Source organism: Streptomyces sp. NPDC033966 (assembly GCF_055575955.1).
Genome location: NZ_JBVIRQ010000005.1, coordinates 369,099 through 382,236, shown reverse-complemented (window position 1 = coordinate 382,236; position 13,138 = coordinate 369,099). Strand labels below are relative to the sequence as shown.

Genomic DNA, 13,138 nt, shown 5'->3' with positions numbered 1-13,138 from the left:
GGGGGTGGGTACAAAGGGTCCCCGGCAGCCGGCTCGGGACCTATGACGGTCCCCGATCCCACCCCCCTCCCCTCCCCCCGGACAGGACCGGCCTCAGCCGTGCCTCGGAGAGGTCGGCTTGTGGCCCGGGTAGACGTGGTCCGGGGTGACGATCTCCGTGATGGCCTCGCCGAAGAGGGTGCTGGGCTCCTGGCCGTCGTGCAGGGCGTCGGTGTTCAGGATGACCACCAGGGTCGCCCGTTCCTCCGGCAGGTACACGCCGAGGCTTTCGTAGCCCGGGAGCGAGCCGTTGTGGCCGATCCAGCCCTGGACGTCGAACAGGCCCAGGCCGTAGCCGGCGCCCGGGATGCCGACCGAGGTGGTCTTCAGGCGCTCCGCCTGGGTCGCGGGCTTCAGGAGGGTGCCGGTGGCGAGGGTCCTGGCCCAGCTGCGCAGGTCCTCCAGGTCCGAGATCATCGCACCGGCCGCCCAGGCCCACGAGGGGTCCCAGTCGGTGGCGTTCACGATGCCGCCGGACGCCGACTGGTCGGTGTAGCCCTGGGCGTGCGGGGAGGGGAAGGCCGCGTTGGTGGGGAAGAGGGTGTGGTGCAGCCCCGCCGGGTCTATGACCTGCTGCTTCAGGACCTGCTGGAGGGGCTGTCCGGTGATCTTCTCGATGACCAGGCCCAGCAGGATCAGGTTGGTGTTGGAGTACTCGAACTCGGCGTTCGGCGCGAAGTTCACCGGGTGCTTGAACGAGTAGGCGAGCAGCTGCTGCGGGGTGAAGGGCCGCGTACCGGCCGTGGTGAGCGCCTTGTCGAAGGCGTCGTCCTCGCTGTAGTTGAACAGACCGCTGCGCATCCCGGCCAGCTCGCGCAGGGTGATGCGGTCGCCGTTCGGGACGCCGGAGACGTACCTGCCGATGGGGTCGTCCAGGCCCGCCTTGCCCTGGTCGACGAGGCGGAGCAGGGCGGTGACCGTGAAGGTCTTGGTCTGGCTGCCGATGCGGGTGTAGAAGTCCGTGCGCATCCGGGCGCCGGTCTCCTTGTCGGCCACGCCGAACGTCTTCACGTAGCTGCCCTTGCCCGGGGCCCACAGCCCCACGATCACGCCCGGCACCTTCGCCTCGCGCAGGGTGTCCTGGACGGCCTTGTCGAGCTTCGCGGCCACCTCGGGGGTGAGCTGCGGGAAGTCCCCGCCCGTGTCGGGGGAGGGGGCCGCCGCGGCGGCGCGGGCCGGGGCGGGCGCCCCGTGCGCGGGACCGGCGGCGGCCGGGGCGAGGAGTACCCCGGCGGCGGCCACGGCCGTGCAGGCCCGGCGCAGCCGGATACGGGCGGTCGGCGTCATGGCGCGGCCTCCTGTCGTCCCCGAGGAGCGAAGGACAAGGCCCACCCAGCGTAGGTCCGCACCCCCGGGGCCGCCCGGCGGGCCTCAGGGGCCGGCGGTGCGGGCCGCGTCGCGCAGCCTGCGCCAGGTGCGGCCGACGGAGGTCAGGCCGGGCCGGGCGGCGGCGTCCCAGGTCCGGGCCGTCTCCGCGAGCGGCGGCGCGGGCTCGGCCGGCCGTCGCGCCCGTGCGGCCCGCGCGGCGAGCCGCAGGTCATCCGGTCCGGCCGTGTCGAGCACCGTCCGGGCGCGCCCCAGGAGGGCGGCGCAGGCTTCGGTGATCGCCGCCTCGCCCAGCGGGCGGGCCGGCAGGTCCAGCCCCTCGGTCAGCAGCTTCTCCAGGGCGGTCCGCAGGTCCTGGAGACCGACGTCGCGGATGGTCAGCGACAGGTGCGCGGACAGCCCGGCGGCGCCCACCGCCCGGTGCGCGAAGCCGCGCGGGACGTAGAGCACGGCGCCGGGTTCGAGGACGCTGTGCAGGAGCCGGGGGGAGTACTCGTCGTCCGGGAGCTCGCCGGGCTGCCAGTCCGCCACCGTCGGCGCGTCGTGCACGTACCAGGTCTTGCTCCCCGCCACCTGGAGGACGAACACGTCGGCGTCGTCGCGGTGCACCGCGAGGCCCTGGCCGCCGACGGGCGTGACGAAGAAGAACGCCTCCACCCGCCGGTCGAGCTCCTCGGACAGCCGTGCCACCAGATCGCCCGTCGGGCGGTGCCACTGGTCGACGCAGCGCAGCAGCAGCGTCGCCCCGGCGCGCAGCTGGGCGACGACCTTCGCACGGTCGGCGAAGCCGGTGTACGTGATGCCGTTGACCACCCGGGAGACGGTGTAGGCGTCGGGCGGCACGACGACCTTGTTGGAGCGGACCATCTCCAGGTAGGGGGTGCGCAGCAGGCCCGAGTCGAAGGCGGCGTCCAGCTCGTCGAGGTCGAACGGCGGGGCGGGCGACGAGGGTGTGAAGACGGCCGGCTCGCGCTGCCACCGGCGTTCGGCGAAGCTCGCGACGTCGCCGACCCAGCCGGCCAGCGTGGGCGATTCCATGGTGTGTCCCCTGGTCGTGTCGTCGGTGTCGTCGGTGTCGCCGCCGGGGGCGGTCATGCCCCGGTTTCCGCTTCGAACCGGACGGAGAGCAGGGAGCGCAGGGGGACGTGCGTCTCCCCGCCCGGGGTGCGCAGCGAGATCCGGTTCTCGAAGGCGACCTCCAGCAGGCGTTCGGCCAGCGGCACGACCAGGTGTTTGGCCCAGCAGCGGGCGCCGTCGAAGCCGAACGGCATGAACGCGGGGGTCTTCTCCGGATCCGCGACGCCCGCCCACCGCTCCGGCTGGAACTCCAGCGGGTCGGACCAGAAGTCGGGGTGGCGGTGCATCAGCAGCGGGAAGAGCGCGACGTCGTCCTCGGCCCGGATCTCCGGATGCAGTGCGGTGTACGCGTCCCCGCCCTTGCGCCACAGCATCCAGGCGGGCGGGAGCAGCCGCAGCGTCTCCCACAGGAACGGGGTGAGGCCGGGGCGGGCCGCCCGCTGCTCCCGGGCCGGCCCCATGAGCCACAGGGCGTTGCCGGCCAGGGCGGCCACGCCGTCGCAGAGGGTGGCGCTCGCCCGCCGGTACAGGGCGATGGCCTGCTTCCGTTCGTGGGCGCCGTGCGCGTCGCGGATCTGCCCGGCCAGCGCGCCGGCCGTGCCCCGGGGGTCCGAGCCCGGCCAGACGGTGACGGCGCGGTCGACGAGCCGCGAGAGGGCGTCGGAGCCGGTGACGCCGCGCTTCGACAGCAGGGAGATCGGCAGGGGGTCGGAGGCGAAGAGCCACCGGCGCAGGTAGGAGGTGGCCGCGTACGGCCAGGCGCCCGCAAGCCCGCGCGCCGGGGGCGGCGGGTTGCGGATGGCGGCCATGACGTCCTGGCCCAGGGCGCGGATCGTCCGCGTCGCGCTGTCGTGGGGGATGTCGGCGCCCGCGGCGGGCTTGTAGACGGAACGTTCCGCCGACAGGACGGGGCGGGCCGCGACGACTTCGGCCATCAGGGCGGGGTCACAGACGCCGACCGTGGCCGCGTCGATCCGGAAGACCGTTTCCTTCCTGGCCAGCAGGTCCTGGATGCGCGGGGCGTAGACGACGCGATGGCCGCCCGCCGGCTTCGGGGCCGTTTCTGCCATGGGGATCCTGCCTCCGGGAGAAGGACGTGGGGCGCCGGCGCGCGGGACGCGACAGGGGGATGCCGCGTCCCGCGCCGACTGGGGTGGGTCAGATGACGTGCAGCACCCACGCGTGGTTGGCGAGCTCCTCGTCCTTCTTGAACTTCTTCACCAGCGCCATGATCATCTTCATCTGCTGCTCCCTGTGGGGATTGAGGATTCGATGGGTGCCGTCGCGCAGGTCGGTTGACCTGCGCTGACCGGATTCATGCTGGTCGGTGCCGCTGACGTTCGACTCACGCATCGCTAACGCCCACCCGTGGCCGGTCCGCCCACTACGGTGGTCGTCCCAGGGCAACTCGGCTGCGGTAGGGGGCTGTTATGCGGGGCGGGACGGTAGCGGTGGTCGGCGGGAGCATCGCGGGGTGCGCGTTCGCCTCCGCCGCGGTACGGGCCGGGGCCGACGGGGTCGTCGTACTGGAGCGCACGCGCGGGCGGCTCGCGGACCGCGGGGTCGGCCTGTGCGTGCACGACGGGCGCGCCGCCGAACTGGCCGCCGCCGGGGCGCTGCCCGGCGGGATCCCCGCGCACCGGTTGCTGCGCCGGCGGTGGGTGGTGCGGGATCCGGAGGCCGGGCCGGGCGGGCGGATGATCTGGGAGCAGCCGTTCCCGTTCCACTCGTACCACTGGGGACTGCTGTGGCGCGGGCTGCGCGAGGCGACGCCGCAGGAGGTCGTGTACCGGCAGGGCGTGGCCGTCACCGGGGTCGCCGGGGACGGGGGCGCGGCCGAGGTGCGGCTCGGGGACGGCTCCGTCGAGCGGTACGACCTGGCCGTCGGCGCGGACGGGTACCGGTCGGTGGTGCGGGAGGCGGTGGCCCCGGGGGCGCGGCCGCACTACGCCGGGTACGTGTGCTGGCGGGGGAACTTCGACGCGGGGCTGCTGGACGGGGAGGAGTCCTTCCCCGAGGCGGTCACCACCGTGTGCTTCCCCGGCGGGAGCTGCGTGATCTACCGGATCCCCGGGCCGGACGGACCCCGCGTGAACTGGGTGCTGTACGCGCCGCCCCCGCCGGACGGGCGGCTGCGCTTCGACGACCCCACCAGCTTCCCGCCGGGCGCGCTGACCCCCGAACTGCTGGACCACCTGCGGGCGTTGCTGGAGCGGGAGTTCCCGCCGTACTGGGGCCGGGCGCTGGGCCTCACCGACCCGGCCGACACCTTCGTGCAGCCCATCTACGACCTGGAGACCGCGAGCACCACCGCCGGCCGGCTCCTCCTCGCCGGGGACGCCGCCACGGTGGTGCGCCCGCACAACACCAGCGGCGCCGCGAAGGCGCTCCAGGACGCCACCGCCTTCGGGGCGGCGTGGGCCGGGGCGGGCACGTGGGAGGAGCTGCTGCGCGACTACCAGGCGGCCAGGGGCGCGGCCGGGCGGGAGCTGGTCGCGCTGGCGCGGCGGCTGGGGCGGGCGCAGGTGGAGCGGACGCCGGAGTGGGGGCGGATGAGCGGGGGCGAGGTCGAGGCGTGGTGGCACGGCCAGTTGGGCGGGGCCGCGGGTATCGGGGGCCAGGCCATGACCCCGTAGGTTCCGAACCCGCGTACGACCCCCGTGCCACCGCGCGACCGCCCGGCCCCCCTTGACGGGGGGAGGCGGCGGGGAGACGCTCCCCGGGCTCACGACCGAGGGTTGCAGCTGGGGGGCCGGGGATGCCGGAGGAGTCTGTCCAGACGGTGGGGGAGCTGCGGGCGCAGCTCATGGAGCACGGGGCGCGGTGGACCGTCAGCGAGCACCTGGCGGACGCGGAACCCGTGCCGAGGCCCGCGCTCGGCCTGGAGCCGGGGGTCAACCTGACGCCCGCCGCCGAGGCGGGCTCCGTGGACCTGCGGGCGCTCGTGGGGAGGACGAGCGGCAACCCGCACCTGACCCGGCGGCGCGCCGCCAACGGGCTGCTGGCCGGGACGGGGCCGGCGCCGGGGAGGCCCGCCGCCGTCGACTGGCGCGGCCGCTGGGGCTGGCCCTGGCTGACGAAGGTCAAGGACCAGAACCCCTGCGGCTCCTGCTGGGCCTTCGGCGCGGCCGGGCTCGTCGAGTCGATGGCCCGGATCGAGCACGACGTATGGGCGAAGCGCTCCGAGGGCGACGTCCACGACGGACTGAAGTCCACCTGCGGGCAGGGGGGCAACCCGGAGACCGCCCTCGACTGGATCAAGGACAACGGCGGCCTCGCCGACCCGGACTGCTGGCCGTACAGCACCCCGCCCCCCGGCCTCCCGGCCGAGCGGCGCGACGCCTGGCGCGCCGAGTACACGCCCAGCTGGGACCGCTCGGGCCGGACCGTCCGCATCGGTGACTACGTACGGCTCGGCGACGTCGAGCAGCAGAAGGTGTGGCTGGACACGGTCGGCCCGCTGACCGCCTGCTTCGACGTCTACGACGACTTCTTCGGGCTGGGGGCGGGGGTGTACCACCGCACCAGCGACCGACTGGCCGGCGGGCACTGCGTACTGGTCGTCGGCTACGACGACGCGGCCGGCTGCTGGCTGTTCAAGAACTCCTGGGGGCCCGGCTACCACGTCGGCGGCTACGGCCGGATCGCGTACGGCGAGGTCAACATCGACTACTGGGCCAAGTGCGGCCTGCGCGGCACCAACATCGACCCCTGGAGCAAGCGCCGCCTGCACGCGGGCAGCGTCTACGAGAGCGGCAACGGCCGGGCCCACCGCAACTTCGAGATGGCGGCGACCGCCGGCGGCGGCCGGCTCCAGCACTGGTGGCGCGAGGGCGACGCGCCCTTCGCCTGGGCCCGGGGCCGGACCTTCGCCTCCGACGCCTCGGGCCAGCCCGCGTTCACCGGTTCCACCTACAACCGGAACATGGAGTCCCTGCACGTCACCACCGGCGGCCGGCTGCGGCACTGGTACTACGAGCAGGCCGTCGGCGTCTGGCGCGACGGCGGCGCCTTCGGCCCGGGCGACGCGGCCATCGGCTCGACCCCGGCCTTCGTCCAGAGCGACTACGGCAAGCCCGGCAACTTCGAGGTGGTCGTCCGCACCGCCGACGGCCGCCTCAACCACTGGTGGCGGATCAACGGTGCCCCCTGGACCTGGAACGACGGCGGCCGCTTCGCCTCCGGCATCGCCCACTACGGCCCCGCCCTCGTGCAGACCCGCTCCCGCACCCTCGACCTGGTCGCCGCCCGCACCGACGGCCGGATGCAGCTGTGGTGGCGCGACGACCCCAACGGGTTCGTCTGGCGGGCCGGGGAGGTCTTCGGCAGCCGCGTCAACTCCGCGCCCTGCCTGATCGAGGGCCAGTACGGGGCCGCCGACGAGGACACCGCCGGGAACTACGAGCTGTGCGTGGCCGGCGCCGACGGCCGGATCGAGCACTGGTGGCGGGGGAACGCGGCCGGCGCGCCCTGGGCCCGCAGCGCGGTCTTCGGGCACGACGCGCTCGCCGTCACCGGGATGCTCCAGGGCAGCTTCGGGTTCAACCTGGAAGTCCTCGTGCTGCGCACCGACCGGCTGCTCCAGCACTACTGGCGCGACGGCGCCGGCTGGCACGAGGGCGCGGTGATCGGGCCGGCGTGAACCACGAGGGAGGCTGCCGGTGGAGGTTCGCGGCATCGCGCTGCGTGCCGGGGAGTCGTACGAGCTGCGGCTCACCGGGCGCGGGGCGCGCGGGTACGTGTGGACCTGGCAGGTCAGCGGGAACGCCGACGCCGTCTCCGTGGCGGAAGTGCCGGACCCGTCCCCGCCCCCGTCCCCGCCCCCGTCCGCGGAGCCCGGCGCCCCGCTGGCCCGGACGTACGTGGTGCGCGGCCGCTGTCCGGGCGGGCGGGCCAGGATCCGCTTCGCGCAGATCCGGCCGCCCTACCCCGAGGAGGCCCCCTACGACGAGTTCGTCCTGGACGTCGAGGTCACCGGCGGGTCCTGAGCGCCCAGTGCTGCACGGCCTCCAGCGGGCCCCGGCCGAAGCGCCGCAGCCACAGCCGGGACGCGGCGACCAGGACCAGGCTCACCGCCGCCCACAGGCCCATCACCCACCACGGCCCGCTCCCGCCGAACCGCTCCGCCAGCCCGAGCCCGAAGCCGTAGCAGAGCAGTACGCACAGCAGGTTCTGGCCGACGTAGCAGGACAGGGCCGTGCGCCCGACGGAGCCGAGCGCCGCCGCGCCGGGGACGGCGAACCGGTCGAGGGCCCACGCGATCAGGCCCATGTACCCGACGGCGACGAGCGGGGCGATGCCGTAGCGGCCCAGGACGAAGAAGTCGGGGCCGGCCAGCTCGGCGGCGATGCCCAGCGGCAGCCCGAGGCCGAGTCCCCAGGCGGCCATCCGGCCGCGGATCCGGCGCCCGGCGGCGGTCGGGCCGAAGGCGCCGGCGCGGTGGAGGCGGACGCCGAGGAGGAAGAGGAACACCAGCATCCCGAAGGTGAAGACGGGCTCGATGCGCAGTGCGAGGGCGTTGTCGAGCCGGAAGCCGATCTGCTCGGCCCAGCTGCCGTGCGCGTAGAGCCGGACGGCCTCCGGATCCGGGGTCTTGGGGGTGTCCGGGGTGACCGCGTCGCCGAGGGTCACCAGGGCGACCAGCGTCAGGTGGACGCCGGCCGCGACCCACATCGCGACCCGCCGCACCCGCTCGGAGCGGGCCAGCAGCCAGGCCACCAGCAGCGCGGTGACGGCGTACCCCATCAGCACGTCCCAGGCGAAGACCAGGACGAAGTGGACGGTCCCCTCCAGGAAGAGGAACGCGGCCCGCCGCGGGTAGCGCCCGGGCCACGGCTCGCCCCGGCGGGCGGCGGAGTCGAACTGGATGGCCAGGCCCACGCCGAACAGGACCGTCAGCAGGGAGAGGAACTTGCCGTCGGCCAGGAAGCGGAAGGCGGTCTCGGCGATGGTGGCGGCGGAGGGGTCGGCGATCGGGTCGGGCAGGCTCAGGCCGCCCTGGAGGACGCTCCACTCGGAGCCGGGCGAGGCGAAGATCCAGACGTTGGTCATGAGCGTGCCGAGGATCGCGGCGCCGCGCAGGACGTCGAGCAGGGGCAGCCGGGCCGCGGTCGTGTCCGCGCGGGGTGTGAGGAGGATGTCGGCCATGCCTCCAGATTCCCGGGGCGGACGGCCCGCTTCGTCCTGCCGGTGGAGGAACGCGGGCTACATCCTTCGATGCAGCCGTGGGCGCCCGGCGTCCACATCGCGGACGGGAGGATCGTTGCACCCTTCATGTATCTATCCTGTGCGCATGCCATCAGCCACCCGCGTCACCACCGCCGCCGACCGCGTCTACCGGCACGTCAAGGAGGGCGTACTGGACCGGCGCTACGAGGGCGGGACCCTGCTCACCGAGGGCGAGCTCGCCGGGGCCGTCGGCGTCTCCCGCACCCCGGTCCGCGAGGCCCTGCTGCGGCTGGAGACCGAGGGCCTGCTGCGGCTCTACCCGAAGAAGGGCGCGCTGGTGCTGCCGGTCTCCGCGCAGGAGATCGCCGACGTGGTCGAGACCCGGCTGCTGGTCGAGGAGTTCACCGTGCGCAGGGCCGTGCCGGCCCCGCCCGCGCTGCTGGAGCGGCTCACGGAACTGCTGGCGGAGCTGCGGCTGTACGCGGACCGGGGCGACCTCGCCGCGATGACCACCGCCGACCGGTGCTTCCACGCCGAGATCGTCCGCCACGCCGGGAACGAGATCCTCAGCCGGCTCTACGACCAGCTCCGCGACCGGCAGCTGCGGATGGGCGTGGCCCTGCTGCACGCCCACCCCGACCGGGTGGAGCGCACCCTCGACGAGCACGCCGAGATCCTGGACGCCCTGCGCGCCGGGGACGCGGAGGCGGCCGCCGCGGCCGTACGCGGCCACGTGGGCCGGGTCGGCGCACTGGTGCGGGGCGGTGGCGGTGCCGGCGGCGGTGCCAGTGCCGGAGCCGGCGACGCCCGTGACGCCCGTGACGCCCGTGACGGCGGTGGGGCCCGATGACCGCCGAGCCGCCCGGCGGCCGCAAGGCCGTCGCCGTCTGGTGCATAGGCGTCGCCGTCTACTTCGTCGCCGTCATCTTCCGCACCAGCCTGGGCGTCGCCGGCCTGGAGGCGGCGGACCGCTTCCACGTCAACGCCTCGGCCCTGTCCACCTTCTCCCTCCTCCAGCTGCTGGTCTACGCCGGCATGCAGGTCCCCGTCGGCCTGATGGTCGACCGTCTCGGCACCAAGAAGGTGCTGACGCTGGGCGCCGTCCTCTTCACCGCCGGGCAGATCGGCTTCGCCCTCTCACCCTCGTACGGCATGGCGCTGGCCGCCCGCGCCCTGCTGGGCTGCGGCGACGCGATGACCTTCATCTCCGTGCTCCGGCTCGGCACCCGCTGGTTCCCCGCCCGGCGCGGACCGCTGATGGCGCAGCTGGCCGGGCTCGTGGGCATGGCGGGCAACCTGGTCTCCACCCTGGTGCTGGCGCCCGTACTGCACGGCCTCGGCTGGGTGCCGGCCTTCGCGGGCAGCGCGGTGGCGGGGCTGATCGTCCTCGTCCCGCTCGTGCTGTTCCTGCGCGACCACCCCGAGGGGCAGGGCCCGGCACCCGTCACCCGGGGCGCGGGGGGCTTCGTACGCCGTCAGATCCGTGACTCCTGGCGCGAGCCCGGCACCCGGCTCGGCCTGTGGGTGCACTTCACCACCCAGTTCCCCGCGATGGTCTTCCTGCTGCTGTGGGGCATGCCCTTCCTGGTCGAGGCGCAAGGGCTGTCACGGACCACCGCGGGCGGGCTGCTGACCCTGGTCGTCGCCGCGAACATGGGCTTCGGCCTGGTCTACGGGCAGCTCATCGGCCGCCGGCCGGGCGCCCGGCTCCCGCTGGCACTGGGCACGGTCGGCGTCACGGCCCTGCTGTGGGCCTCCGTCCTGGTGTACCCCGGCGACCGGGCCCCGATGTGGCTGCTGGTCACGCTCTGCGTGGTGCTCGGCACCTGCGGGCCCGCCTCGATGATCGGCTTCGACTTCGCCCGGCCCGCGAACCCCGCCGAACGGCAGGGCACCGCGTCCGGCATCACCAACATGGGCGGCTTCCTCGCCTCCATGACCACCCTGCTGGCGGTCGGCGTCCTGCTCGACGCCACCGGGGACGACTACCGGACCGCCTTCTCGTCGGTGTTCGTGGTGGAGCTGCTCGGCCTCACCCAGGTCCTGCGGCTCGCGCCCCGCGCCCTGGCCCGCGAACGCGAGGCCCTCGCCGTCCCTACGGCCGCCGGCACCGCGGCGGCCGACAACCTGGCCCACACCTGAGCAGCCTCCCTCGGGACACCGCGCGTTCGCGCGTGAAGAGGGGGACGCCCAGGTGCGGGCGGCGGTTCTACGGAGTCCCGTCTACGGAGTCACGGCGAACGCCCCGAGGACGGCGGTCGCCAACTCGGCGTCGCCCTCCACCTTCAGCCGGTCGGCGACGGTGTGCGGCCGGACCCGGCCCGCGGCGAGCCGTACGTACGTCTCCCAGTCCATGCCCAGCGACACGTCCGGGCCCAGCGAGGGGGTCTTGTCGAGGGTGGCCCGGCCCGCCGCGTCCACCCGCACCGTCCGCAGGAACTCCACCGGCCCGTGCACGTCGATGACCACGGCCGAGTTCGGCGGCGCGCCCGCGCCCTTCGCGACCACCTTCGGCAGCCCGGCGAGGAGGATGTCCCGCGCCACGAACGCGCCCGGCGAGTCCCAGTTCCCGGGGACGCCCAGTGCCGCCCGCAGGTCCTGCTCGTGGATCCAGGTGTCGAAGGCGCGCAGCCGCAGCGCGAACTCCAGCGTGATCTGGTTGCCCTGCGGCCCGCGCACCATCGTGGTGGCCGGATCACGCTTCTCGTTGCGCAGCTGGCGCTGGCGGCGGATGACCGTGTACTCCAGCTCCGAGGTCATCTCCGGGGCGGTGTGGTGGCGGCGGACGTCAACCGGCACCTCCATGTACCGGGTGAACTCGTCCACCACGTGCCGCAGATCGCGCGGCAGGGTGTGGATCGGCCGCGGGTCGCCGAGCTGTTCCAGCTCCAGGCCGATGAGGTGGGAGACGATGTCGCGCACGGACCAGCCGGGGCAGGGCGTGGGCAGGTTCCACTGGGCCTCCGGGAGGGGGAGTACCAGCTCGGTTATCGCCTCGATGGAATGCGTCCACGCGTCGGCATAGGGCTCAAGGCTGGGATGGACGGTCAACGGGACCCCTCGCTGGCTGTTCAGTGGCGCGTTGTGGACTATTCCCAAAACTACGCTGCCGATGAGCACCCCGACAGCGCTTTCGTGTGACGATCGTAGGCCTTGACTTGACCGGCTGACATGCCAGGACGGTGGTAGTGTGCGCGCCTCGCTGATCCAAATCGCGGTGAACGATGGGGAGTCGGTGGCTTCCCGGCGGCAGCGGGCCGCCGAACTCGTCAGGGAGCAGAGCGGCTCCGATCTCGTCGTGCTGCCCGAACTGTGGACGGTGGGCGCCTTCGCCTACGAGCAGTTCGAGACGGAGGCCGAGCCCCTGGACGGCCCGACCTTCGCGGCCATGTCCAAGGCGGCGGGCGACGCGGGGGTCTGGCTGCACGCGGGCTCGGTCGTGGAGCGCGCCGGCGACGGCTCGCTCTACAACACCGCGCTCGTGCTCTCCCCGTCCGGCGAGCTCGCCGCCACCTACCGCAAGATCCACCGCTTCGGCTTCGACCAGGGCGAGGCCGTGCTGATGTCCGCCGGGGACTCCCTGACGACGGTGGCCCTGCCGGAGCAGACCCTCGGCCTCGCCACCTGCTACGACCTGCGCTTCCCCGAACTGTTCCGCGGACTCGTCGACGCGGGCGCCACCACGATGGTCGTCTCCGCGGGCTGGCCGGCCCGGCGGCGCGAGCACTGGACCCTGCTGAACCGGGCACGGGCGGTCGAGGACCAGTCGTACGTACTGGCCTGCGCGACGGCCGGTACGCACGCGGGCGTCGAACAGTCCGGGCACAGCCTGGTGGTGGACCCCTGGGGCGAGGTGCTGGCGGAGGCGGGCCCGGGCGAGGCCGTGCTGACGGTGGACCTGGACCCGGCGAAGGTCGCCGACACCAGGGAGCAGTTCCCGGCCCTGAAGGACCGCACCCTGGGCCGCCACCCGTAGCCCTCCGGGGGCTCCGGCCTCACCCGTCGGAGTCCCCGTCCTCCCGCTCCTTCTCGGCCATTCTGATCACGCAGACGGCGAGCGCCACCAGCAGCGCCGCGTCCGCGTCCTCCCGGACCGCGTCGACGGCGTACGTCTCGCGGATCCGGTACCACTGCCGGGACACCAGCGCGAGCAGCTCGCCCTCGTACTCGACCTTGAACTCGCGGTCCAGGATCCGCCCGCTGACGTCGAGTTCGGTCCCCTCGGCCATGGTCACGCGGAAGTGGTTGCGCAGCAGCGAGAGCCGCTTGCGCCGGACCACCGCGAGTCGGACCCCGTCGCGCTCCAGGGTCATCGCGTCCCGCAGGGTGAAGAGCTTCTCCCGCAGGGTGAGCAGGATCCGCCCCTGCGGATCCTTCAGCTCCAGGGTGTCGCGGAAGCGCAGCGCCTTCCCGTCGACGAGGAAGGCGTGCCGGCCGTCCTCGTCCTCGATCCAGTAGTCGTCCCCGATGGCCAGCAGTTTGTCCCGAACGAGGTATTTCATGCGCTGATCGTTGCCCGGATAGCTTT

13 protein-coding genes are annotated in these 13,138 nt (G+C 73.9%); 6 read left to right on the top strand and 7 right to left on the bottom strand.

From position 1 onward, the window contains the following. Positions 1–93: 93 nt before the first annotated feature. From ACZ518_RS17000 to ACZ518_RS16985, 4 genes are all read right to left on the bottom strand, one after another. On the bottom strand, positions 94–1,326 hold the full coding sequence (locus ACZ518_RS17000; RefSeq protein ID WP_469113816.1) for a serine hydrolase domain-containing protein: 1,233 nt from the start codon (positions 1,324–1,326) through the stop codon (positions 94–96). Between the two features lie 84 nt (positions 1,327–1,410). Further along, the gene (locus ACZ518_RS16995) at positions 1,411–2,460 is read right to left on the bottom strand and encodes a JmjC domain-containing protein (protein WP_469113815.1); all 1,050 of its coding nucleotides are present in this window, start codon (positions 2,458–2,460) and stop codon (positions 1,411–1,413) included. Then, complete coding sequence (locus ACZ518_RS16990; RefSeq protein ID WP_469113814.1) at positions 2,457–3,512, bottom strand: cytochrome P450; 1,056 nt, start codon at positions 3,510–3,512, stop codon at positions 2,457–2,459. The genes ACZ518_RS16995 and ACZ518_RS16990 overlap by 4 nt, the downstream gene beginning before the upstream one ends. 88 nt (positions 3,513–3,600) lie before the next feature. After that, positions 3,601–3,795 (bottom strand): hypothetical protein, encoded by a 195-nt coding sequence (locus ACZ518_RS16985; protein WP_469113813.1) that lies wholly within the window; start codon positions 3,793–3,795, stop codon positions 3,601–3,603. 77 nt (positions 3,796–3,872) lie between these two features. On the opposite strand from ACZ518_RS16985, the gene ACZ518_RS16980 reads away from it, so the two are divergent. The 3 genes from ACZ518_RS16980 to ACZ518_RS16970 all read left to right on the top strand — a co-directional run bounded on the left by ACZ518_RS16980 (position 3,873) and on the right by ACZ518_RS16970 (position 7,430). Beyond that, positions 3,873–5,078 carry an FAD-dependent monooxygenase gene (locus ACZ518_RS16980; protein ID WP_469113812.1) on the top strand — a complete coding sequence of 402 codons (1,206 nt, stop codon included), beginning with the start codon at positions 3,873–3,875 and terminating at the stop codon, positions 5,076–5,078. A gap of 122 nt (positions 5,079–5,200) precedes the next feature. Continuing rightward, the gene (locus ACZ518_RS16975) at positions 5,201–7,084 is read left to right on the top strand and encodes a C1 family peptidase (protein WP_469113811.1); all 1,884 of its coding nucleotides are present in this window, start codon (positions 5,201–5,203) and stop codon (positions 7,082–7,084) included. A gap of 19 nt (positions 7,085–7,103) precedes the next feature. Continuing rightward, positions 7,104–7,430, top strand: coding sequence for a protease inhibitor I42 family protein (locus ACZ518_RS16970; protein ID WP_469113810.1), 327 nt, complete (start codon positions 7,104–7,106; stop codon positions 7,428–7,430). Here the strand turns inward: ACZ518_RS16970 and ACZ518_RS16965 are convergent. Beyond that, complete coding sequence (locus ACZ518_RS16965) at positions 7,414–8,589, bottom strand: DUF418 domain-containing protein (RefSeq protein ID WP_469113809.1); 1,176 nt, start codon at positions 8,587–8,589, stop codon at positions 7,414–7,416. The two genes, ACZ518_RS16970 and ACZ518_RS16965, sit on opposite strands and share 17 nt — an antisense overlap. Positions 8,590–8,734: 145 nt before the next feature. Between ACZ518_RS16965 and ACZ518_RS16960 the strand changes: the two genes are divergently transcribed. Together ACZ518_RS16960 and ACZ518_RS16955 are read left to right on the top strand one after the other, a co-directional pair. After that, positions 8,735–9,460 carry a GntR family transcriptional regulator gene (locus tag ACZ518_RS16960; RefSeq protein ID WP_469113808.1) on the top strand — a complete coding sequence of 242 codons (726 nt, stop codon included), beginning with the start codon at positions 8,735–8,737 and terminating at the stop codon, positions 9,458–9,460. After that, complete coding sequence (locus tag ACZ518_RS16955) at positions 9,457–10,752, top strand: MFS transporter (RefSeq protein ID WP_469113807.1); 1,296 nt, start codon at positions 9,457–9,459, stop codon at positions 10,750–10,752. Before ACZ518_RS16960 ends, ACZ518_RS16955 begins: the two co-directional genes overlap by 4 nt. A gap of 81 nt (positions 10,753–10,833) precedes the next feature. On the opposite strand, the gene ACZ518_RS16950 is transcribed toward ACZ518_RS16955, so the two are convergent. Continuing rightward, positions 10,834–11,661 carry a maleylpyruvate isomerase family mycothiol-dependent enzyme gene (locus tag ACZ518_RS16950; protein ID WP_469113806.1) on the bottom strand — a complete coding sequence of 276 codons (828 nt, stop codon included), beginning with the start codon at positions 11,659–11,661 and terminating at the stop codon, positions 10,834–10,836. A 139-nt stretch (positions 11,662–11,800) separates the two neighbouring features. Between ACZ518_RS16950 and ACZ518_RS16945 the strand changes: the two genes are divergently transcribed. After that, entirely contained in the window at positions 11,801–12,586 is a 786-nt protein-coding gene (locus ACZ518_RS16945) for a carbon-nitrogen family hydrolase (protein WP_469113805.1), read from the top strand. Positions 12,587–12,605: 19 nt separating this feature from the next. Here the strand turns inward: ACZ518_RS16945 and ACZ518_RS16940 are convergent, their stop codons facing one another. Then, positions 12,606–13,112: an LURP-one-related/scramblase family protein gene (locus tag ACZ518_RS16940; RefSeq protein WP_469113804.1), complete on the bottom strand. Its 507-nt coding sequence runs from the start codon at positions 13,110–13,112 to the stop codon at positions 12,606–12,608. Positions 13,113–13,138: the final 26 nt, after the last annotated feature.

What these genes read in the sequence shown, in the direction of transcription:
- ACZ518_RS16955 (WP_469113807.1), top strand. Translation starts at nt 9,457, where the DNA reads ATGACCGCCGAGCCGCCCGGCGGCCGCAAGGCCGTCGCCGTCTGGTGC.
- ACZ518_RS16980 (WP_469113812.1), top strand. Translation starts at nt 3,873, where the DNA reads ATGCGGGGCGGGACGGTAGCGGTGGTCGGCGGGAGCATCGCGGGGTGC.
- ACZ518_RS17000 (WP_469113816.1), bottom strand. Translation starts at nt 1,326, where the DNA reads ATGACGCCGACCGCCCGTATCCGGCTGCGCCGGGCCTGCACGGCCGTG.
- ACZ518_RS16985 (WP_469113813.1), bottom strand. Translation starts at nt 3,795, where the DNA reads ATGCGTGAGTCGAACGTCAGCGGCACCGACCAGCATGAATCCGGTCAG.
- ACZ518_RS16995 (WP_469113815.1), bottom strand. Translation starts at nt 2,460, where the DNA reads ATGACCGCCCCCGGCGGCGACACCGACGACACCGACGACACGACCAGG.
- ACZ518_RS16960 (WP_469113808.1), top strand. Translation starts at nt 8,735, where the DNA reads ATGCCATCAGCCACCCGCGTCACCACCGCCGCCGACCGCGTCTACCGG.
- ACZ518_RS16990 (WP_469113814.1), bottom strand. Translation starts at nt 3,512, where the DNA reads ATGGCAGAAACGGCCCCGAAGCCGGCGGGCGGCCATCGCGTCGTCTAC.
- ACZ518_RS16975 (WP_469113811.1), top strand. Translation starts at nt 5,201, where the DNA reads ATGCCGGAGGAGTCTGTCCAGACGGTGGGGGAGCTGCGGGCGCAGCTC.
- ACZ518_RS16940 (WP_469113804.1), bottom strand. Translation starts at nt 13,112, where the DNA reads ATGAAATACCTCGTTCGGGACAAACTGCTGGCCATCGGGGACGACTAC.
- ACZ518_RS16965 (WP_469113809.1), bottom strand. Translation starts at nt 8,589, where the DNA reads ATGGCCGACATCCTCCTCACACCCCGCGCGGACACGACCGCGGCCCGG.